We start from the raw sequence: 19,511 nt of genomic DNA on the forward strand, positions 1-19,511 counted from the left end.
CTGTATGACTCTCCAAATTTGTGTGGCCCAGCTCAACTTCGTCGTCGGTGACATGCCGGGCAATGCCCGCAAGATCATCGATGCCGCCACGTCGGCGTATGCCGGGGGCGCTCGCCTGGTGGTCACGCCCGAGTTGTCGATTTGCGGCTATGCCGCCGAAGATTTGCTGCTGCGCCCGGCCTTCATTGATGCCTGCGATGATGCCCTGAAAACGGTGGCCCGCGAGCTGGCCGGGTTAAAGGGCCTGCATGTGGTGGTGGGGCACCCCGAGGGCGGTGGCGTGCGCACCCGCAGCGTGGCCGTGACCCGACGTCACAACCGCGCCAGTGTGGTGTGCGAGGGCCAGGTGGTGGCCCACTATGACAAGCGCGAGCTGCCCAACTACCAGGTGTTTGACGAGCGCCGCTATTTCACACCGGGCAGCGGCGTGGGGGTGTTCGAGGTCGAAGGCGTCAAAGTGGGTTTGCTCATTTGCGAAGACGCCTGGTTTGACGAGCCCGCCCGGCTGGCACGCGATGCGGGCGCGCAGGTGCTGGCGGTGCTCAATGCCTCGCCGTTTCATGTGGGCAAAGGCCCGGAGCGCGAGCAGCGCATGCGCGAACGGGTGGCCGATTGCGGCTTGCCTTTGGTTTACGCCCATCTGGTGGGCGGCCAGGACGAGGTGATTTTTGAGGGCCGGTCTTTCGCCCTGAACGCCCAAGGGCAGGTGGTGGCCAGGGCCGAGGGTTTCCGTGAGGCGGCCATGACGGTGCAGGTTCGGCCTGCGGCAACGGGTGTGGACTTGAGCGCTGCGCCCGAGGCCTTGGTGCCCATGGCCCCTGCCGACGCCGAGTTGTGGGATGCGTTGGTGTTGGGCGTGCGCGACTATCTGGGCAAAAACGGTTTCAAGGGTGCGATTTTGGGCCTGTCGGGTGGCATCGATTCGGCGCTGGTGCTGGCGATTGCGGTGGATGCCATCGGGGCCGACAAGATCCATGCGGTGATGATGCCTTCGCCCTACACGGCCGACATCAGCTGGATCGACTCGCGCGACATGGTCAAACGGCTGGGGGTGCGCTACGACGAAATCTCGATCGCGCCGCTGTTTGACGGCTTCAAGCAGGCCTTGGCAGTCCAGTTCGGGGGCCTGAAAGAGGACACGACCGAAGAAAACATCCAGGCCCGCATCCGGGGCACTTTGCTGATGGCGCTGTCCAACAAGACCGGGGCCATTGTGTTGACCACCGGCAACAAGAGCGAGATGGCCACCGGCTACTGCACGCTGTATGGCGACATGGCGGGTGGTTTTGCCGTGATCAAGGACGTGGTCAAAACCCGGGTGTTTGACCTGGCCCGCTGGCGTAACCTGAACGACCCCTACGGGACCGGTAGCCAGCCGATCCCCGAGCGCATCATCACTCGGCCGCCGAGCGCGGAGCTGCGCCCGGACCAGAAAGACCAGGACAGCTTGCCTGCTTATGAGGTGCTGGACGCGATCATCCAGCGTTACATGGAAAACGACGAGGGTGTGGAGGCGCTGATGGCCGACGGCTTTGAGCGGGCCGATGTGGAGAAAGTCACGCGGCTCATCAAGCTCAACGAGTACAAGCGCCGCCAGTCGCCCGTGGGCATTCGCGTGACCCACCGCAGTTTTGGCAAGGATTGGCGTTATCCTATGACCAGCAAATTCCGCGCTTAATCATTCTTTTCAGGACATTTTCATGAAGCAGATCACCGCCGTCATCAAACCTTTCAAACTGGAAGAGGTCCGCGAAGGCCTGGCCGAATGCGGCGTGACCGGCCTGACGGTGACCGAGGTCAAGGGCTTTGGCCGCCAGAAGGGGCACACCGAGTTGTACCGTGGGGCCGAATACGTGGTCGATTTTTTGCCCAAGGTCAAAGTCGAGGTGGTGGTCAAGGACGAAGATGTGGACCGTTGTGTGGATGCCATCGTCAAGGCGGCCCGCACCGGCAAGATCGGTGACGGCAAGATTTTTGTGACCTCGGTAGAGCGTGTGGTGCGCATCCGCACGGGTGAGCAGGACGAAACGGCCATCTGAGTCGGCTCGTGTGCAGGGCTCCAAAGCCGGTCAGTGCCGGTGGGCCTGCACCGGAAATTTGAGGCGGACGGGGTGCCCCCGTCACACCCTCCAAGTCGGTCAGAGCAGTTCGACTTTGGCGCGGGGAGAAAAGCCCGCTTTTTGCACCAAGCTTTGCAGCAGTGCCTCGGGTTCAGTGCCCACAGTCACCAGTTCAGTTTGCCAATCGGCCATGAAGCCGTCTTGTACCACCTGGCCAATGAATGACATCAGGCCGTCGTAATAGCCCAGGCTGTTGAGAATGCCCACAGGTTTGTCGTGGTAGCCGAGCTGGCGCCAGGTCCAGACTTCAAACAGCTCTTCAAACGTGCCAATGCCTCCAGGCAAAGCCAAAAACGCATCGGCTTTCTCGGCCATCAGGCGTTTGCGCTCGTGCATGGTGTCCACCACATGCAACTCGGTGCAGCCGTGGTGTGCCCATTCCTTTTCAACCAGTGCGGTGGGAATGATGCCGACGACAGTGCCGCCAGCGGCCATCGTGGCTTCTGCCACCAGGCCCATCAGGCCGTTGCGTCCACCGCCATAGACCAATTGGCCGCCGTGCGCACCGATCCAGGTGCCCACTTGTATGGCAATTTGCGCAAATTCAGGTTGGTTGCCGGGTTTGGAGCCACAGTAAACGCAGACCGAGAATGCGGGAGAGGCTTGGGGTGCGGTTATGGAGGTCATGTGGGTCAGGCGAACCGATGCCAAACCGCGCTCAGCCAAACCCCGGCGCACAGCAGCAAGCTGAGCAACACGGCGGCGCTGCCCATGTCTTTGGCGCGTTTGGACAGGTCATGCCATTCCGGCCCGATGCGGTCGATGGCCGATTCCACGCAGGTGTTGAGCAATTCCACGATCATGACCAGCAAGACCGATCCGGCCAGCAAAGCGGTTTCGATCCAGCTTTGACCCAGCCAGAAGGCCAGCGGCACCAAAGCCATGGCCAAAATGGCCTCCTGGCGAAAGGCCGTTTCTCCCCAGCCAGCACGAAGGCCCTGGATGGAGTAACCCCCTGCATGAAGAATGCGGTTCAGGCCTGTGCGTGACTTTTGAGGGTTGACCTCGGGGTCTTGGGATGTCTGATTTTTGGACATATCGGTCGGAGTGGATGGAATTTAGTCCACAGAAATGAGTCGGGTGCCAGCCCAAGCATCGTGCCAAAACTGCCGATCAGAGCGCAAGCGGCTGAGCAATGCCCACACAAGCACCCACCCCAGCGTGAACAGGCCGACTTCGATGGCGGGCAAGTGAAAAGGGGCTGTTGCTGCAACCGGTGGCATGAACCACAGCCAACTGGCGATGTAGCGTTTGAAGGCTGTTTTGCGACTCAATCGGTGGCCCATCGCGTCCACGATTTCAATGCGCCAGGTTTTCATGGCCAAAGTCTGACCACGGTGCCAAAACCAAGTGAAATAAACGCCCAGAACGAAGAAGCTGATCGCTTGCAGGCCGGATTTGAGTTGGGGGTGCATGCTCATCTCGCCCGGAGCAAGGCCGGTCAGCCAATAGGCTGCAATGAAATAGGCCAAGCCAGCGGTCACCATGACGCCGAACAGCAGCATGCCTTCGTACAGCCAGCAGGCCATGCGGCGAATCAAGGGCGGGGCAAAAAGGTCTGAGGTCTGAGGGGTGGGGGCGCCGCGTTGCGTCATGAAGGTGCGGTTTCTGTAGCCTGCCGAGCCGCATCAGTGGCCGGGGCGGGCGTCGTGCTCGCTGGTGCGGCCACGGCGGGTGGACGTGGCAGCAGTGTTTTGCGGTTGATTTCGGTGCCGGGTGCGCGGTTTTCAGAGCCAGCGGTTTTGGCTGGCGTTTGAACCACGCGGTGGGCTTCCAGAGGTTTGGCTGTGGGGGCAGCACTCTTGATCGGTGTCGCAGAGCCCGCAGACAGCAGCCGTTTTTCTTCAGGGGACAGCGCTTGATAAGCTTCCCATTTGGCTTTTTTGTCTTCTTTAGGCAGATTTTGCAGCTTGTTGAAGTTCAATCGGGCCAATGTGCGTTGTTGTGGGCTCAATGCGACCCAATCCGCCATCCTGGCGTGCATGGTGATTTGCTCGGCAACGGGCAGTTGCGCAAAGTTCTGAGAAATGGCGATCCATTTGCTTTGTTGTTGCGCGGTCAGCGCGCCCCATTGCGCGCCCAAAGGTGCCAACGCCTGTTTTTGCGGAGGCGTCAGTTGTTGCCAGGCTTGAGATGCTGGTGCCGCTGGCGCAGCGGCGCTGACACTGGTTTTGGGGGCCGCTGTCACCTCTGGCGTCATGGTTTGACCGCCAGCGCTCATTAAATAAACCGACAGCAACAACCCGCAACCCATTTTCAGGGCTGTGCTCAGCTTGGGTTGAGCGTGATGCGTCATGTCAGTCATGCGAGGCGCTGGTGCCAAGCCCTTGCTTCAAAAATTGTGCGAAACCGGCATCTGTGTAAGCGTCCGGGGGCAACTCATCGGTGAGCAAGGCTGAGTCGATGGCTGCGATTTCGGAGGTGACATTGTCTTGTTGCACCCACTGAATCGTCATCAAGCCGACCACCAAGGCCAGCAAAGGCAGGGCAGAGGCCAGGATGCTCCAAAGGTTCAGACCTTCGTCAGCAGGCGCAGTCAAACTGCCGTCGTTGTTCGTTTGTGCATTTTTGGCCAGTCGTGACTGCATTAGCGGCTTGCGCTGGGCCAGCGCCAGTTGGCGCGCCACGCGCAGGCGCTCGGTGATGTCATGCGGCAGGCCCGGGGTGGCCAAATTCAGTTGACCCGAAAAGTACTGGCCCCAGCGGTCAACGTCTTGTTCGGTTGGTGTCATTTGGTTTTTCATGGTCTGATTCCTTGTGTTCCCAAGGTTTTGCTCAAGGCTTGAATGGCTCGAGAACAATGGGTTTTGACGCTGCCTTCTGAGCAGCCCATCACTGCAGCGGTTTCTGCAACATCCAGCTCCTCCCAGTAACGCAGCAGAAAGGCTTCCCGTTGACGTGCAGGCAATGCCATGACGGCTGTTTCGATGTGCTCCAGGGTTTGGACGCGACCAATCCACTGTTCGGCGCTCTCTGATGTGGCTTCGTCAGACGTGTTGGCGGTGACTTCCAGCAAGTCAAAATCGCCATCCCCGTCGCCGGAGTTGAAGTCACTTAAATTGGTGAACAGCGCATTTCGGGTTTTTTGCCGACGAAACCAGTCCAACATGGTGTTGGAGAGGATGCGCTGGAACAGCAGCGGCAGTTCGGCGACAGGCTTGTCTCCGTAGTTGGTGCACAGCTTGATCATGCTGTCTTGCAAGATGTCCAAGGCCGCATCTTCGTTCCGCACATGGTAGTAGGCGCGTTTGAACGCCTTTTTTTCCACGTTTTTCAGAAATTCTGAGAGTTCGGAGTCGGATGCCAACTTTTTTCAGCCCTCGCGAGGGGCGAGGCTTTTGCCTGTGTTTGGAAAGAGGAGGGCGAATTTGCCAGTCGCGCGGTGAACAGCCCGACCGGGGAGGATTATGGCACCGACATGATCGCGGCTGCATGGGTTTTGGGAGGGGCTTTCACAAATGCGATAATGTGCGATTGCAATTGAAAAAAAGCAAACGGATCACCGTCCGGCACTTTTACAGTTTGGTGCCCATGTCTGTGGTCTTAAGTCCCAAAGCCACTCCACAAGAGTCGAGCCCAGGGGCACCCAAGGTTTTTCGTTAGAGAAATTCACAAAGGTTGAATATGGAAATGAACAAAGCCGAATCGGCATCTGGTTCTGTGGGCGCTCAAGAGTTGCGCGGCGCAGAAATTCTCGTCAAAGCGCTTCAAGCTGAAAACGTGCAGTACATCTGGGGATACCCCGGCGGTGCCGTCCTTCACATTTACGACGCTTTTTACAAACAAGACACCATTCAGCATGTGCTGGTGCGCCACGAGCAAGCTGCCGTGCACGCGGCAGACGGCTTTGCCCGTGCAACGGGCGAAGTGGGTGTGGCATTGGTCACGTCGGGTCCGGGCCTCACCAATGCCGTGACCGGTATTGCAACAGCCTACATGGACAGCATTCCCATGGTGATCATCAGCGGGCAGGTGCCCACTGCGGCCATCGGTCTGGATGCGTTCCAGGAATGCGATGCCGTGGGCATTACCCGCCCGATCGTGAAACACAATTTCTTGGTCAAAGACGCCAAAGACATGGCCGAGGTCATGAAGAAAGCCTTCCACATTGCGCGCAGTGGCCGTCCGGGTCCTGTGGTGGTGGACATTCCGAAAGACGTTTCTTTCAACAAGGTGTTGTATTCGGGCTATCCCGAGTCGGTTGAAATGCGCTCTTACAACCCCGTGCGCAAAGGCCACGGCGGTCAGATCCGCAAGGCTTTGCAGTTGTTGATGGCGGCCAAACGCCCCTACATCTACACCGGCGGCGGCGTGCTGCTGAGCAATGCCAGCCCAGAGTTGCGACAGTTGGTGGACATGCTCAACTACCCGGTGACCAACACGCTCATGGGTCTGGGTGCGTTTCCGGCCACGGATCGCCGCTTTGTGGGCATGCTGGGCATGCACGGCACGCTGGAAGCCAACAACGCGATGCAAAATTGCGATGTCTTGTTGGCTGTGGGTGCTCGGTTTGACGATCGCGTGATCGGCAATCCCAAGCACTTTGCCTCGGTGGACCGGAAAATCATCCACATTGACATTGACCCCTCGAGCATTTCCAAGCGCGTAAAGGTGGATGTGCCGATCGTGGGCGATGTGAAAGACGTGCTGACCGAACTCATGGGCATGATCCGTGAATCAGGCCTCAAGCCGGATGCGCAGGCGTTGGGCCAGTGGTGGGAGACCATCGAAGGCTGGCGCAGCCGCGATTGCATGAAGTACGACAACAGCAACAGCTTGGTCATCAAGCCCCAAAAGGTCATTGAGACCTTGTGGGACATGACCAAGGACGCCGATGCGTACATCACCTCCGACGTGGGTCAGCACCAGATGTGGGCAGCCCAGTACTACAAGTTCAACGAGCCACGCCGCTGGATCAACTCGGGTGGCCTGGGCACCATGGGTGTGGGTATTCCTTACGCCATGGGCATCAAGCTGGCCAAGCCCGACAGTGAAGTGTTTTGCGTAACAGGCGAAGGCTCGGTGCAGATGTGCATTCAGGAGCTGTCCACCTGCCTGCAATACAACACCCCGATCAAGATCGTGGCGCTGAACAACCGTTATCTGGGCATGGTGCGTCAGTGGCAAGAGATTGAATACTCGGGCCGCTACAGCCACAGCTACATGGACGCGTTGCCCAACTTCGTGAAGCTGGCCGAAGCCTATGGCCACGTCGGCATCCTGGTTGAAAAACCCGAAGACGTTGAGCCTGCGCTGCGCGAAGCACGCCGACTCAAGGACCGCACGGTGTTTCTGGACATCCGCACCGACCCCACGGAGAACGTGTTCCCCATGGTCAAGGCGGGCAAAGGCATCACCGAGATGCTGCTGGGCTCGGAGGATCTGTAATCATGAAACACATCATTGCCGTACTGATTGAAAACGAAGCGGGTGCCTTGTCCCGTGTGGTGGGCTTGTTTTCGGCCCGTGGCTACAACATCGAGTCCTTGACCGTGGCCCCGACCGAAGACCCCAGCCTGTCTCGCATGACCATCCAGACCACCGGGTCTGACGATGTCATCGAGCAGATCACCAAACACCTGAACCGCCTGATCGAGGTGGTCAAGGTGGTGGACCTGACCGAAGGTGCTTACACCGAACGCGAGCTGATGCTGGTGAAGGTGCGCGCCGTGGGCAAGGAACGCGAAGAAATGAAACGCATGGCCGACATTTTCCGTGGCCGTGTGATTGATGTCACCGACAAGAGCTACACCATTGAGCTCACCGGTGACCAGTCCAAGAACGACGCCTTTTTGGAGGCGATCGACCGCAGCGCCATCTTGGAGACCGTGCGCACGGGTGCGTGCGGTATCGGGCGCGGCGAGCGCATCCTGCGCGTCTAAACCCACTCATTGAACCTGTTTATTCCTAAGGAGAACCCTGTGAAAGTTTTTTACGACAAAGATTGTGATCTGAGCGTCATCAAGGGCAAGACTGTTGCCATCATTGGTTACGGCTCGCAAGGCCACGCACACGCCCAGAACCTGAACGACAGCGGCGTCAAAGTGGTGGTCGGTCTGCGCAAAGGTGGCGCATCGTGGGACAAAGTCGGCAAAGCCGGTTTGACCGTGATGGAAGTCAACGACGCTGTCAAAGCCGCTGACGTGGTCATGATCTTGTTGCCCGACGAGCAAATCGCCGATGTGTACAACAACAACGTCGCTCCCAACATCAAGGCTGGCGCTTCTTTGGCGTTTGCCCACGGTTTCAACGTGCATTACAACCAAGTCGTTCCACGCGAAGACCTGGATGTCTGGATGGTCGCGCCCAAGGCCCCTGGCCACACCGTGCGCAACACCTACACCCAAGGCGGCGGCGTGCCCCACCTGGTGGCGATTCACCAAGACAAGAGCGGCAAGGCCCGTGCTTTGGCCCTGAGCTATGCCATGGCCAACGGTGGCGGCAAAGCCGGCATCATCGAAACCAACTTCAAAGAAGAGACTGAAACCGACTTGTTCGGCGAGCAAGCTGTTCTGTGCGGTGGCGCGGTGGAGCTGATCAAAATGGGTTACGAGACCCTGGTGGAAGCCGGTTACGCCCCTGAAATGGCTTACTTCGAGTGCTTGCACGAGTTGAAGCTGATCGTGGACCTGATCTACGAAGGCGGCATCGGCAACATGAACTACTCGATCTCGAACAACGCCGAGTACGGCGAGTACGTGACAGGTCCTGAGGTCATCAACGAGCAAAGCCGTGAAGCCATGCGCAATGCCTTGAAGCGCATCCAGACCGGTGAATACGCCAAGATGTTCATCTTGGAAGGCAAGACCAACTACCCAAGCATGACCGCTCGTCGTCGTTTGACTTCGGAGCATTCCATTGAAGTCGTGGGTGCCCAACTGCGCGCCATGATGCCTTGGATTGCCAAAAACAAGCTGGTTGACAAGACCCGCAACTGATTTTGCCTTGACGGTGATTTCAAAAAAGGCCACTGCGGTGGCCTTTTTCAATGGGCGCTCACGCTGGCTTAAACTTGTGTGACCAAGGCTGTAGCAGTGACACCTCATTACAGGAACAGACGATGAACAACGGTAGAGAAAAATCTGAAGACATGGACACGCCGATGCCTGTGCGCAAGCCCTCCAAAGGCATTTACATGTTGCCCAACATGATCACTTTGGCCGCCTTGTTTGCCGGTTTTTATGCGGTGGTCATGGCGATCAACGGTCGTTTTGATTTGGCGACAGTCGGCATCTTCTGTGCCATGGTGCTGGACAGCCTGGACGGCCGAGTGGCCCGGATGACGAACACCCAAAGTGCGTTTGGCGAGCAAATGGATTCGCTCTCCGACATGGTGTCTTTCGGGGCAGCGCCAGCGCTGATTGCGTATGTCTGGACACTCAAAGAGCTGGGCCGCTGGGGTTGGATCGCTGCATTCGTTTATTGCGCTTGCGCAGCTTTGCGCTTGGCCCGTTTCAATGTGAACACGGCGGTGGTCGATAAACGTTACTTTCAAGGCTTGCCCTCGCCAGCGGCTGCGGCATTGGTGATGGGTTTCGTCTGGATCATGTTCGACAACGCTGTGCCCGCCAAAGCCGTGGCTTGGGGCATGTTTGCCGTGTGCCTGTTTGCGGGCTTGACCATGGTGACCAATGTGCCGTTTTACAGCTTCAAGGACATGCACATGAAAAAGAGCGTGCCTTTTGCCACGCTGGTGCTGGTCGCCTTGGGCATTGCGGTGGTCAACATCGACCCACCCACGGTGCTCTTTGCGGTCTTTGTGGGTTACGGATTGAGCGGTTATGTGATCTATGTCTGGCGCAAGGCCAAAGGCCAGCCGACCAGCATGATCAGCACATCCACCGATGAGCCCGAAGAGCGTGGTTTGCACCAGTGATGTCGTGCGCACGACAAAGCCAGTTTTGAACTGTGCTACAGTGTTTGCATGAACTTTTCCTTGTTTGCACTACTGCTACTGCCCAACGGGCGGGATGTGTAGCGCACGCAAACATTTTCCCAAAAGGCCCGTATGCCATCCGCAACGGGCCTTTTGCATTTTTGCTTGGACTTGCGGGTTTCTGACCAGGAGTAGACATGACTGACAAACTGATTATTTTCGACACCACCTTGCGCGACGGCGAGCAATCGCCCGGCGCCTCCATGACCCGCGATGAGAAGCTGCGCATTGCCCGTCAACTGGAGCGTCTGCGCGTGGACGTGATCGAAGCCGGTTTTGCCGCCAGCTCCAATGGCGACTTCGAGGCCGTCAAAACCATTGCGGAAGCCATCAAGGACTCCACCATTTGCTCTTTGTCACGCGCCAATGACCGTGATATTTCGCGCGCAGCCGAAGCCCTCAAAGGGGCCAACAGCGGGCGTATTCACACCTTCATTGCCACATCGCCGCTGCACATGGAAAAGAAGCTGCGCATGACACCCGATCAAGTGTTCGAGCAGGCCAAGCAATCGGTGCGTTTTGCCCGTAATCTGGTCGGTGATGTGGAGTTCAGTCCTGAAGACGGTTACCGCAGTGACATGGACTTTTTGTGCCGCGTCCTGGAAGCTGTGATTGCCGAAGGCGCCACCACCATCAACGTGCCCGACACGGTCGGTTATGCGGTGCCTGAACTGTATGGCCAGTTCATCAAGACCCTGCGTGAACGCATCCCCAACTCCGACAAAGCCATTTGGTCTGTGCATTGCCACAACGACCTCGGGATGGCGGTGGCCAACTCTTTGGCGGGCGTCAAGATCGGCGGTGCCCGTCAGGTTGAGTGCACCATCAACGGTTTGGGTGAGCGCGCTGGCAACTGCTCGCTGGAAGAGGTGGTCATGGCCGTGAAAACGCGCCGCGACTATTTTGGCCTGGATGTGGGCATTGACACGAGCCACATCGTGGCGGCCAGCCGCATGGTCAGCCAGACCACGGGTTTTGTGGTTCAGCCCAACAAGGCGGTGGTGGGGGCCAATGCCTTTGCACACGCCTCGGGCATTCACCAGGATGGCGTGCTCAAGGCCCGTGACACTTACGAAATCATGCGTGCCGAAGATGTGGGCTGGACCACCAACAAAATCGTGCTGGGCAAACTCAGTGGCCGCAATGCTTTCAAACAGCGTTTGCAGGACTTGGGCGTCACGCTGGACAGCGAAACCGAAATCAACAACGCTTTTGCCAAGTTCAAAGAATTGGCGGACCGCAAGAGCGAGATCTTTGACGAAGACATTCTGGCCTTGGTGGGCGATGAGAGTGTCACCGTTGAGAAAGAGCAATACGGTTTTGTGTCCATGGCCCAGCACAGTGAAACAGGCGAGCGGCCTCATGCTGCCGTCGTCTTCACGGTGGAAGGCAAAGAAGTGCGTGCAGAGTCGGATGGCAATGGTCCTGTAGACGCATCACTCAAAGCGATTGAGTCGCATGTCAAAAGTGGCGCGGAAATGGTGCTTTATTCGGTCAACGCCATCAGTGGCTCGACCGAAAGCCAAGGCGAAGTGACGGTGCGCTTGCAAAACAGCGGCCGTGTCGTCAACGGTGTGGGTTCGGACCCGGATATCGTGGTGGCTTCGGCCAAGGCCTACCTCAGTGCACTGAATAAACTGCAAAGCAAAGCCGATCGGGTGGCTGCCCAAGGTTAAAAAGCATCCTTTGGATATACTTTTTGGCTTCAATAAAGTCACGCAAGTTGTTGTTCTTGCGTGACTTTTTTTATTTGAGTACACTCAGGCACAATATTCAGTTAATTCTTTCCAAGATGCCCTCCATGCGATCCATTTCCGTATTCAAAGACCCAGCCGCCAACCCGTGGGGGCAAGGGCTGGTTGGCGCTTTGACGGCTGCTGTTTTGGCCGCTGTTTTTGTGCTGCCCATGTCGGCGCAAGCGCAGGATACAAAGTCATCGGCCAAAAAACGGCCTGTGGTCACCGCTGCCAAGTCCGTTAAAAAGACAAAAGCGAGTACAGGCAAAGCGAACAAGCGCGTGCCTGTCGCAGCCAAAGCTGTTCCGATGCGCGCATCTTTTGGTCAGATGGCCGGTCTTCATGCCGCCTCGGATCCTTTGGATCTGCGCTCCAGTGTGGCGCTGGTCATTGACCAAGACACCCGTGAAGTCCTGTTTCGCAAGAACGACCATGCCGTGTTGCCCATCGCTTCCTTGACCAAATTGATGACCGGTTTGGTCATTTCCGAGGCCCAGTTGCCCATGTCGGAAATGATTGCCATCACCCAGGCCGATGTCGACACCGAAAAGGGCAGTTCTTCGCGTTTGGCTGTGGGCACCGTTTTGAGCCGGGGTGATTTGTTGCACCTGGCACTGATGTCCAGCGAAAACCGCGCTGCACACGCTTTGGGTCGCACTTTTCCGGGTGGTTTGGACACCTTTGTGGCCCGCATGAATGCACGCGCCCAGGCTTTGGGCATGTCCGATACGCGTTATGTCGAACCGACAGGGCTGTCCAGTCGCAACCAGTCCAGCGCCAATGACCTGGCTGTTTTGGTGGGGGCCGCTTACAAAGAGCCCGTTTTGCGCGAACTGTCGACTTCACCCGGCCGAGAGATTGAAGTGGGCAGCCGCACTCTGCAATACAACAACACCAACCGATTGGTGAAAAGCCCGCAATGGGACATTGGCATCCAGAAAACAGGCTACATCTCGGAAGCAGGCCAATGCCTGGTGATGCAGGCCCAGGTGGCGGGTCGCAAGCTGATCATGGTGTTTCTAGATTCGGCCGGCAAACTCAGTCGCATTGCGGATGCTGAGCGCGTTCGGCGTTGGGTGGAAAAGTCGCCTGCTGTTTCCGCAAACAAGCATTCGGCGCTGACCGATCGCCTGCCTGGTTGAGTTGAGACCGTTCAGATGTGAAAAAGGCCTCTGTTGAGGCCTTTTTCACGTCTTGTGCGACTCAATGGTCTCCGTGGTAGCCCAAGGTTCTGGAGATGTCGTGCGCAGTGGCCTGCAGCTTGGGCAGCCAGCCTTCGTCCAGGCGATCGGCCGGAGCCGAGATGGACAAGCCTGCCAGCAATTTGCCTTGATCGTCGTAGATGCCGGCGGCGATACAACGCACGCCCAGTTCCAGCTCTTCGTTGTCACGGGCGATGCCGTATTGCTTGACGCGCGCCAGCTCTCTTTCGAGCACTTGCAGTTGCGTGATGCTGTTGCGTGTTTGGCCCACCAAGCCGGTGCGCGTGGCATAAGACCGCACGCGCAGAGGATCGTCCGCAGCCAGGAAAAGTTTGCCAACCGAAGTCAAATGCAAAGGGGCTCGCCCACCAATGGCCCGAACCACCTGCATGCCTGAGCGTTCGCTGTAGGCGCGCTCGATGTAAACGATCTCGTCGCCTTGTCGCATGCTGAGGTTCACCGGCTGCTGAATCAGCTTGTGCAAATCACGCATGGGGGTCAGGGCTGCATCGCGCACATTCAAGCGACCCTTGACCAGATTGCCCAACTCTAAGAGCCGCATGCCCAGGCGGTAATTGCCTGCTTCCGGGCGGTCTACAAATCGGCCTGTGGCCAAGTCATTGAGAATGCGGTGAGCGGTGGAGGGGTGCAGGCCCGTTTTTTCGCTGATCTCTTTCAGTGAGATGGCTTCCTCGCGTGAAGCGAGGACATCGATCAGCGAGAACATGCGCTCTATGACCTGGATCGTGGGTGTTGGCGTGAGTGCAGGGTCTTTTTTCATGGTGTCCGTGAGCAATCGAGAAATTTTACACTGTGAAAACTGCTGGGGCGCTCACGTCAACGCCTGCCACTGGCCCTGAACCCGTATTTCGCACGGACGGAACTTCGACTTGTAGTTCATTTTGGGACTGCTCTCTATCCAGTAACCCAGGTAAACATAGGGCAACTGGAGGTCTCCTGCTTGCTGTATTTGCCACAGGACACCGTAAATGCCATAGCTCGCGTTGTCTTCAGGTTCATAAAAAGTGTAGACGGCCGACAGGCCGTGGTTCAGCACATCCACGATGCTGACCATTTTCAAGCGGCCCAAATGGCCATCTGCGGCAGGCGAGCGGAACTCGACAATGCGCGAATTGACCCGGCTTTGAAGCAAAAATTGCCTGTATTGGTCCACACTGTCGTGGTCCATCCCGCCACCGGGGTGGCGCGTCGTCTGGTAGCGCAGGTACAGGGCGTAATGCTCGGGGTCGAATTGCAAGTCAAGGACCCGGACGTCCAGGTCTTTGTGGGCGAGCCATGCACGGCGCTGGCTGCGATCGGGCTTGAAGTCTTGGACTTTGACACGCAAAGGCTGGCAGGCGTGGCAACCATCGCAGTAAGGGCGGTAGGTGAACATGCCGCTGCGGCGAAATCCTTGCGCCACCAGGTCAGAGTAGACCTCGTTCTGGATCAGGTGGCTGGGTGTGGCCACTTGGGAGCGTGCCGAGCGATTGGGCAGATAGCTGCACTCGTAGGGTGCTGTGGCATAAAACTGCAATGCCTGGATGGGAAGGTCTTGAAGATGGGTCACAACGTGGTGTCCAAAGCCGTCAACGCATCCCAGTATAAAGTTTGCTCAGCCCACGGGACGGGCTGCATGAGCCTTGCTTGCTGGACACCTGTTAAAAACGCCGAACGCGGGATTTCTTGTGCACCCAACGAGGCCAAATGGCGGGTGTTTTGCTGGCAATCGATGGCCGTGATGCCGTGCTTCAGGCAAACGCTGACCAAACAGGCGAGGGCCATTTTGGAGCCGTCGGTCACCGTGGTGAACATGGATTCGCCAAAAACGGCATGGCCCAGCGCCACAAAGTAAAGACCCGCCACCAGTTCACCATTGAGCCAAACCTCGGCACTGTGCGCATGGCCTGCGCGGTGCAGATCTTCGTAAGCGGTCACCATGGCCGGAACGATCCAGGTGCCACTTTGCCCTGGCCTGGGCGCCGCACTGCAGCGGCGCACGACTTGGCTGAAGTCCTTGTCAAAGCTCAGTGAGAATTCGGGGTTGTGCAGCCAGCGTTTCATGGTCTGGCGCAAAGAGCGGTGAAAGCGGAAATGTTGGGCATGCAAGACCATGCGCGGGTCCGGACTCCACCACAACACAGGCTGACCTTCACTGAACCAAGGGAAAATACCGTGGCTGTAGGCCTCGATAAGCCGAGTGGCAGACAGGTCATGGCTGGCAGCCAGCAAGCCTGGCGCAGGCGATTGCGCATCCCATGCCAAGTGGGTGCTGGGCAAGGGTTCATCCGCTTGAATCCAGATCAGGTCCGGCATCTTGGGGGCACGTGGCATGGCTTCATTACACAATAAAAGGGTCGTGTGATGGGCTCCAGCTGTCCATGGTCTGGGTTTTTTCGGTTTATCCTTGATGACACCACATCAGGTTTGCTTGTTTTTAAAAGGCCAGCGTCCGACTCATGAACCCTCTTTTGCACAGTTGGCTGCGGCCAGAATGGCCTGCACCATCCCGGGTACAGGCCGTCATGACCGACCGAGAGGGCGGTGTCTCCGTGGCCCCATGGGACAGCATGAATTTGGGTGACCATGTGGGAGACCACTGGCAAAGCTTTCAAACCAACCGTCAGCGCTTGCAGGAGACCATCGGTGTTCGGCCTGTTTTTTTGAAGCAAGTGCATGGTGTTGATGCCGTCGTGCTGGATGCGTCCAGCCCAGATGGCGCAGAGGCCGATGCGTGCGTGACCAGCGTGACAGCGGCGGCTTGCACCATCATGGTGGCCGATTGTCTGCCCGTCTTGATGTGCGATGCCGCAGGGCGCTGGGTGGCGGCTGCGCATGCAGGCTGGCGCGGTTTGGCGGGTGTTGATGGCACCGGGGTGCTGGAAAGTTTGTTGAATTCGGCGTTGTTGTCGGGGACGGCGCGTCAAGACATTCTGGTTTGGCTGGGCCCTTGCATCGGGCCTCAAGCTTTCGAGGTGGGACCCGAAGTCAGGGGGGCTTTTTGTGCCGACGATCCCCAGGCTGCTTCGTTTTTCAAATCTGCCGCCCATGAGAAATACCGGGCGGACTTGGCTGGTTTGGCCAGGTTGCGCTTGCAGCGCATGGGCGTGCTAAGTGTATTTGGCAATGACAGTGGCGCAGCTTGGTGCACGTTCACACAGCATTCAAGATTCTTTTCGCACCGCCGTGACAGCCGCATCCTCGGTCAATCCGGGCGCATGGCCGCTTGCATTTGGCTCGCCGATTGATGTCAGCGGCACTTGTTGAGTTTGCTCTTCTGCCTGTCGTTGGGCTTTGCGCCGCAAAGGCGTTCCCATCAAGTACACCACCAAAGAAAGAGGCAGTGCGCCGTACAGCATGAACGTGATGATCGCGCCCAGCACCGTTCCCTGTGTACTAAAGGCCTCGACCAAGGCCATCAGCAGGGTGACGTAAAGCCAAGCCAAAATAATCAAATACATTTTTTTAGTCTTTGTAATTTAGGTGACAACAAATTGACAGATACTGAAGCCAGTAAATATCAAAAAAACAATTTAGGAGACAACGCATGAGTGCTTCCACGCCGGAATTCTGGGCCCAAATGAGCGAAGGCTTTCAGCAAAACCTGTCCAAAAGCTGGGGGCAGGCCATGCAGCATTTTCAGACCATCGACTTGGGCGGTCTGAAACCCGGTGTCGATTCCGCAGCACCACAGCTCAAATTCTCGCCCGAAAAGCTCCAGACCCTGCAAGGGCAGTACTTCAAAGACGCCTCGGAATTGTGGAACCAGAGCCTGCACAACAGCTTGCAGGTCAAGGACCGCCGGTTTTCGGGCGACGCTTGGTCGTCCAACCCGGTGGCCGCTTTCAATGCCGCGACCTATTTGCTCAACGCCCGCACCCTGATGGGCTTGGCCGACGCGGTCGATGCCGACGACAAAACACGCACCCGCATCCGTTTTGCCATTGAGCAATGGGTGGCTGCTGCCGCCCCCAGCAACTTCCTGGCCTTCAACGCCGAAGCCCAGAAAAAAGCGGTCGAAACCAAGGGCGAAAGCATCGCCAAAGGTGTGCAAAACCTGATGCATGACATGCAGCAGGGCCATGTGTCGATGACCGATGAAAGCCTGTTTGAGGTGGGCAAAAACGTCGCGACCACCGAGGGGGCCGTGGTGTTCGAGAACGCGTTTTTTCAGCTCATCGAATACAAGCCTCTGACCGCCAAGGTCTATGAAAAGCCTTTCCTCCTGATTCCGCCGTGCATCAACAAGTTCTACATCCTGGATTTGCAGCCTGAGAATTCGCTCATTCGCTACGCGGTCAGCCAAGGGCACCGCACCTTTGTGGTGAGCTGGCGCAACCCCGATGAGTCGATGCAGGATAAAACTTGGGACGACTACATCGAACAAGCGGCCATCCAGGCCATTCACACCGTGCAGGAGATCACTGGCGCCCCCAAGATCAATGCGCTGGGCTTTTGCGTCGGCGGCACCATCTTGTCCACCGCCTTGGCTGTGTTCGCTGCCCGTGGTGAAAAACCAGTGGCCAGCGCCACTTTCCTGACCACCCTGATCAACTTCACCGACACCGGCATCCTGGACGTGTTCATCGACGACAACTTCGTCAAGTTCCGTGAAATGCAAATGGGCCAGGGCGGTTTGCTCAAGGGCCAGGACCTGGCGTCCACCTTCAGTTTCCTGCGCCCCAACGACCTGGTCTGGAACTATGTGGTGGGCAATTACCTGAAAGGTGAGACGCCACCGCCTTTTGACCTGCTTTACTGGAACAGCGACTCAACCAATTTGCCCGGCCCTTTTTACGCCTGGTACCTGCGCAACACGTACCTCGAAAACAACCTGGTCAAGCCGGGCAAAGTCAAAGTTTGCGGTGAAAGCATCGACCTGGGTAAAGTGGATTTGCCGGTTTACATCTACGGTTCGCGCGAAGACCACATCGTACCGATTGGCGGCGCTTACGCCAGCACTCAGGTGCTGCCCGGCAAGAAGCGTTTTGTCATGGGTGCGTCGGGCCACATCGCCGGGGTGATCAACCCGCCCGCAGCCAAAAAACGCAGCCACTGGCTCAGCGACAGCAGCAAGTTCCCGGCCGATGTGAACGACTGGATTGCCAACGCCAAAGAGCAACCTGGCAGCTGGTGGACCGACTGGTCAGACTGGCTCAAGGGCCATGCGGGCAAGCAAATTGCGGCCCCCGAAACCTACGGCAAAACCAGCAAATTCAAAGCCATCGAAGCGGCTCCCGGTCGCTACGTGAAGGCCAAAGCCTGATTTTTTATTCATTCAACGGAGACAACCAAATGGAAGACATCGTCATCGTCGCAGCAGCTCGCACCGCCGTGGGCAAGTTTGGCGGCTCGCTCGCCAAAACCCCTGCCACCGAGCTGGGCAGCATCGTCATCAAGAGTTTGCTGGAGCGCAGCGGTTTGCCCGTTGACGCGATTGGCGAAGTCATCATGGGCCAGGTGCTGGCTGCAGGTGTGGGCCAGAACCCCGCCCGCCAAGCCATGATGAAAGCCGGTGTGGCCAAGGAAACCCCGGCACTGACCATCAACGCAGTGTGCGGCTCGGGCCTGAAAGCCGTGATGCTGGCCGCGCAGGCCGTGGCCTGGGGCGACAGCGAAATCGTGATCGCCGGTGGCCAGGAAAACATGAGCGCCAGCCCGCATGTGCTGAACGGCAGCCGTGACGGCCAGCGCATGGGCGACTGGAAGATGACCGATACCATGATCGTGGACGGTTTGTGGGATGTGTACAACCAGTACCACATGGGCATCACCGCCGAAAACGTGGCCAAGGCCCACGGCATCACCCGTGAAATGCAAGACGCCTTGGCGGCAGGCAGCCAGCGCAAGGCCGCTGCCGCGCAAGAAGCGGGCAAGTTCAAGGACGAAATCGTGGACGTGCTGATCCCCCAGCGCAAGGGCGATGCCCTGGTGTTCAACACCGACGAGTTCATCAACAAGAAAACCAATGCCGAAGTGTTGGCAGGTCTGCGCCCCGCCTTTGACAAGGCCGGCAGCGTGACGGCGGGTAATGCCTCGGGCATCAACGACGGTGCTGCCGCTGTGATGGTCATGAGTGCCAAGAAAGCCGCTGCATTGGGCCTCAAGCCTCTGGCCCGCATTGCCGCCTTCGGCACCAGCGGCCTGGACCCCGCCACCATGGGCATGGGCCCGGTGCCCGCCTCGCAAAAAGCGTTGGCCCGTGCCGGCTGGAAAGCGCAAGACGTGGACTTGTTCGAGCTTAACGAAGCCTTTGCCGCGCAAGCCTGCGCCGTCAACCAGGCGCTCGACATCGATCCGGCCAAGGTCAACGTCAACGGCGGCGCGATCGCCATTGGTCACCCCATCGGTGCGTCCGGTTGCCGCATTCTGGTCACCTTGCTGCATGAAATGCAGCGCACCCAAGCCCAAAAAGGCCTGGCTGCGTTGTGCATCGGCGGCGGCATGGGCGTGTCGCTGGCCATCGAGCGCGTTTAAAAACCTGCGCCGCTCAAGCCGCGTTTGTTGGCGCACTGCC

General features: G+C 58.0%; 20 protein-coding genes. 11 read left to right on the top strand and 9 right to left on the bottom strand.

Going from position 1 to position 19,511, the window contains the following annotated elements:
• The first annotated feature begins 4 nt into the window (after window positions 1-4).
• Entirely contained in the window at window positions 5-1,678 is a 1,674-nt protein-coding gene (locus ACZ5VE_RS04870) for an NAD+ synthase (protein ID WP_464456919.1), read from the top strand.
• Window positions 1,679-1,700: 22 nt separating this feature from the next.
• Entirely contained in the window at window positions 1,701-2,039 is a 339-nt protein-coding gene (locus ACZ5VE_RS04875; protein ID WP_108427832.1) for a P-II family nitrogen regulator, read from the top strand.
• Between the two features lie 99 nt (window positions 2,040-2,138).
• Here the strand turns inward: ACZ5VE_RS04875 and ACZ5VE_RS04880 are convergent, their stop codons facing one another.
• The 6 genes from ACZ5VE_RS04880 to ACZ5VE_RS04905 are packed head-to-tail and all read right to left on the bottom strand — an operon-like array spanning window position 2,139 to window position 5,427.
• Window positions 2,139-2,747 carry an LOG family protein gene (locus tag ACZ5VE_RS04880; protein WP_464456920.1) on the bottom strand — a complete coding sequence of 203 codons (609 nt, stop codon included), beginning with the start codon at window positions 2,745-2,747 and terminating at the stop codon, window positions 2,139-2,141.
• Window positions 2,748-2,752: 5 nt separating this feature from the next.
• On the bottom strand, window positions 2,753-3,157 hold the full coding sequence (locus ACZ5VE_RS04885) for a diacylglycerol kinase (protein ID WP_464456921.1): 405 nt from the start codon (window positions 3,155-3,157) through the stop codon (window positions 2,753-2,755).
• 21 nt (window positions 3,158-3,178) lie between these two features.
• Entirely contained in the window at window positions 3,179-3,715 is a 537-nt protein-coding gene (locus ACZ5VE_RS04890; protein WP_464456922.1) for an RDD family protein, read from the bottom strand.
• Window positions 3,712-4,416, bottom strand: a complete 705-nt coding sequence (locus ACZ5VE_RS04895; protein ID WP_464456923.1) for a DUF3106 domain-containing protein — start codon at window positions 4,414-4,416, stop codon at window positions 3,712-3,714. The genes ACZ5VE_RS04890 and ACZ5VE_RS04895 overlap by 4 nt, the downstream gene beginning before the upstream one ends.
• Window position 4,417: 1 nt before the next feature.
• A complete protein-coding gene (locus tag ACZ5VE_RS04900) occupies window positions 4,418-4,864 on the bottom strand; it encodes a DUF3619 family protein (protein ID WP_464456924.1) in 447 nt (148 codons plus the stop codon).
• Window positions 4,861-5,427, bottom strand: a complete 567-nt coding sequence (locus ACZ5VE_RS04905; RefSeq protein WP_464456925.1) for an RNA polymerase sigma factor — start codon at window positions 5,425-5,427, stop codon at window positions 4,861-4,863. The genes ACZ5VE_RS04900 and ACZ5VE_RS04905 overlap by 4 nt, the downstream gene beginning before the upstream one ends.
• A gap of 317 nt (window positions 5,428-5,744) precedes the next feature.
• Between ACZ5VE_RS04905 and ACZ5VE_RS04910 the strand changes: the two genes are divergently transcribed.
• The 6 genes from ACZ5VE_RS04910 (at window position 5,745) to ACZ5VE_RS04935 (ending at window position 12,934) form a co-directional block, all read left to right on the top strand.
• Window positions 5,745-7,508: an acetolactate synthase 3 catalytic subunit gene (locus tag ACZ5VE_RS04910; RefSeq protein WP_464456926.1), complete on the top strand. Its 1,764-nt coding sequence runs from the start codon at window positions 5,745-5,747 to the stop codon at window positions 7,506-7,508.
• A 2-nt stretch (window positions 7,509-7,510) separates the two neighbouring features.
• A complete protein-coding gene (gene ilvN / locus ACZ5VE_RS04915; RefSeq protein ID WP_089953931.1) occupies window positions 7,511-8,002 on the top strand; it encodes an acetolactate synthase small subunit in 492 nt (163 codons plus the stop codon).
• 39 nt (window positions 8,003-8,041) lie between these two features.
• Window positions 8,042-9,058: a ketol-acid reductoisomerase gene (ilvC, locus tag ACZ5VE_RS04920; protein WP_019429373.1), complete on the top strand. Its 1,017-nt coding sequence runs from the start codon at window positions 8,042-8,044 to the stop codon at window positions 9,056-9,058.
• Between the two features lie 122 nt (window positions 9,059-9,180).
• Complete coding sequence (gene pssA / locus ACZ5VE_RS04925) at window positions 9,181-9,996, top strand: CDP-diacylglycerol--serine O-phosphatidyltransferase (RefSeq protein WP_464456927.1); 816 nt, start codon at window positions 9,181-9,183, stop codon at window positions 9,994-9,996.
• Window positions 9,997-10,193: 197 nt separating this feature from the next.
• Entirely contained in the window at window positions 10,194-11,732 is a 1,539-nt protein-coding gene (locus tag ACZ5VE_RS04930) for a 2-isopropylmalate synthase (RefSeq protein ID WP_464456928.1), read from the top strand.
• A gap of 125 nt (window positions 11,733-11,857) precedes the next feature.
• Entirely contained in the window at window positions 11,858-12,934 is a 1,077-nt protein-coding gene (locus ACZ5VE_RS04935; protein WP_464456929.1) for a serine hydrolase, read from the top strand.
• A gap of 61 nt (window positions 12,935-12,995) precedes the next feature.
• Here ACZ5VE_RS04935 and ACZ5VE_RS04940 read toward each other — a convergent pair whose 3' ends face one another.
• The 3 genes from ACZ5VE_RS04940 to aat are packed head-to-tail and all read right to left on the bottom strand — an operon-like array spanning window position 12,996 to window position 15,328.
• The gene (locus ACZ5VE_RS04940; RefSeq protein WP_464456930.1) at window positions 12,996-13,775 is read right to left on the bottom strand and encodes an IclR family transcriptional regulator; all 780 of its coding nucleotides are present in this window, start codon (window positions 13,773-13,775) and stop codon (window positions 12,996-12,998) included.
• 51 nt (window positions 13,776-13,826) lie between these two features.
• Window positions 13,827-14,564: an arginyltransferase gene (locus ACZ5VE_RS04945; RefSeq protein ID WP_464456931.1), complete on the bottom strand. Its 738-nt coding sequence runs from the start codon at window positions 14,562-14,564 to the stop codon at window positions 13,827-13,829.
• Window positions 14,561-15,328: a leucyl/phenylalanyl-tRNA--protein transferase gene (gene aat, locus ACZ5VE_RS04950; protein ID WP_464456932.1), complete on the bottom strand. Its 768-nt coding sequence runs from the start codon at window positions 15,326-15,328 to the stop codon at window positions 14,561-14,563. Before aat ends, ACZ5VE_RS04945 begins: the two co-directional genes overlap by 4 nt.
• Window positions 15,329-15,453: 125 nt before the next feature.
• Here aat and pgeF point away from each other — a divergent pair, with 125 nt between their 5' ends.
• From pgeF to ACZ5VE_RS04965, 3 genes are all read left to right on the top strand, one after another.
• On the top strand, window positions 15,454-16,242 hold the full coding sequence (gene pgeF / locus ACZ5VE_RS04955; RefSeq protein WP_464456933.1) for a peptidoglycan editing factor PgeF: 789 nt from the start codon (window positions 15,454-15,456) through the stop codon (window positions 16,240-16,242).
• Window positions 16,243-16,541: 299 nt separating this feature from the next.
• Entirely contained in the window at window positions 16,542-18,260 is a 1,719-nt protein-coding gene (locus tag ACZ5VE_RS04960; RefSeq protein WP_464456934.1) for a PHA/PHB synthase family protein, read from the top strand.
• 29 nt (window positions 18,261-18,289) lie between these two features.
• Window positions 18,290-19,471 (top strand): acetyl-CoA C-acetyltransferase, encoded by a 1,182-nt coding sequence (locus tag ACZ5VE_RS04965; protein WP_464456935.1) that lies wholly within the window; start codon window positions 18,290-18,292, stop codon window positions 19,469-19,471.
• Window positions 19,472-19,511 lie beyond the last annotated feature (40 nt).

Source organism: Limnohabitans sp. INBF003, from assembly GCF_055396645.1.

What these genes read in the sequence shown, in the direction of transcription:
- ACZ5VE_RS04930 (WP_464456928.1), top strand. Translation starts at nt 10,194, where the DNA reads ATGACTGACAAACTGATTATTTTCGACACCACCTTGCGCGACGGCGAG.
- ACZ5VE_RS04880 (WP_464456920.1), bottom strand. Translation starts at nt 2,747, where the DNA reads ATGACCTCCATAACCGCACCCCAAGCCTCTCCCGCATTCTCGGTCTGC.
- ilvN (WP_089953931.1), top strand. Translation starts at nt 7,511, where the DNA reads ATGAAACACATCATTGCCGTACTGATTGAAAACGAAGCGGGTGCCTTG.
- pssA (WP_464456927.1), top strand. Translation starts at nt 9,181, where the DNA reads ATGAACAACGGTAGAGAAAAATCTGAAGACATGGACACGCCGATGCCT.
- ACZ5VE_RS04870 (WP_464456919.1), top strand. Translation starts at nt 5, where the DNA reads ATGACTCTCCAAATTTGTGTGGCCCAGCTCAACTTCGTCGTCGGTGAC.
- ACZ5VE_RS04895 (WP_464456923.1), bottom strand. Translation starts at nt 4,416, where the DNA reads ATGACGCATCACGCTCAACCCAAGCTGAGCACAGCCCTGAAAATGGGT.
- ACZ5VE_RS04900 (WP_464456924.1), bottom strand. Translation starts at nt 4,864, where the DNA reads ATGAAAAACCAAATGACACCAACCGAACAAGACGTTGACCGCTGGGGC.
- ACZ5VE_RS04935 (WP_464456929.1), top strand. Translation starts at nt 11,858, where the DNA reads ATGCGATCCATTTCCGTATTCAAAGACCCAGCCGCCAACCCGTGGGGG.
- aat (WP_464456932.1), bottom strand. Translation starts at nt 15,328, where the DNA reads ATGCCACGTGCCCCCAAGATGCCGGACCTGATCTGGATTCAAGCGGAT.
- ACZ5VE_RS04875 (WP_108427832.1), top strand. Translation starts at nt 1,701, where the DNA reads ATGAAGCAGATCACCGCCGTCATCAAACCTTTCAAACTGGAAGAGGTC.
- ACZ5VE_RS04885 (WP_464456921.1), bottom strand. Translation starts at nt 3,157, where the DNA reads ATGTCCAAAAATCAGACATCCCAAGACCCCGAGGTCAACCCTCAAAAG.
- ACZ5VE_RS04910 (WP_464456926.1), top strand. Translation starts at nt 5,745, where the DNA reads ATGGAAATGAACAAAGCCGAATCGGCATCTGGTTCTGTGGGCGCTCAA.
- pgeF (WP_464456933.1), top strand. Translation starts at nt 15,454, where the DNA reads ATGAACCCTCTTTTGCACAGTTGGCTGCGGCCAGAATGGCCTGCACCA.
- ACZ5VE_RS04960 (WP_464456934.1), top strand. Translation starts at nt 16,542, where the DNA reads ATGAGTGCTTCCACGCCGGAATTCTGGGCCCAAATGAGCGAAGGCTTT.
- ACZ5VE_RS04890 (WP_464456922.1), bottom strand. Translation starts at nt 3,715, where the DNA reads ATGACGCAACGCGGCGCCCCCACCCCTCAGACCTCAGACCTTTTTGCC.
- ACZ5VE_RS04965 (WP_464456935.1), top strand. Translation starts at nt 18,290, where the DNA reads ATGGAAGACATCGTCATCGTCGCAGCAGCTCGCACCGCCGTGGGCAAG.
- ACZ5VE_RS04940 (WP_464456930.1), bottom strand. Translation starts at nt 13,775, where the DNA reads ATGAAAAAAGACCCTGCACTCACGCCAACACCCACGATCCAGGTCATA.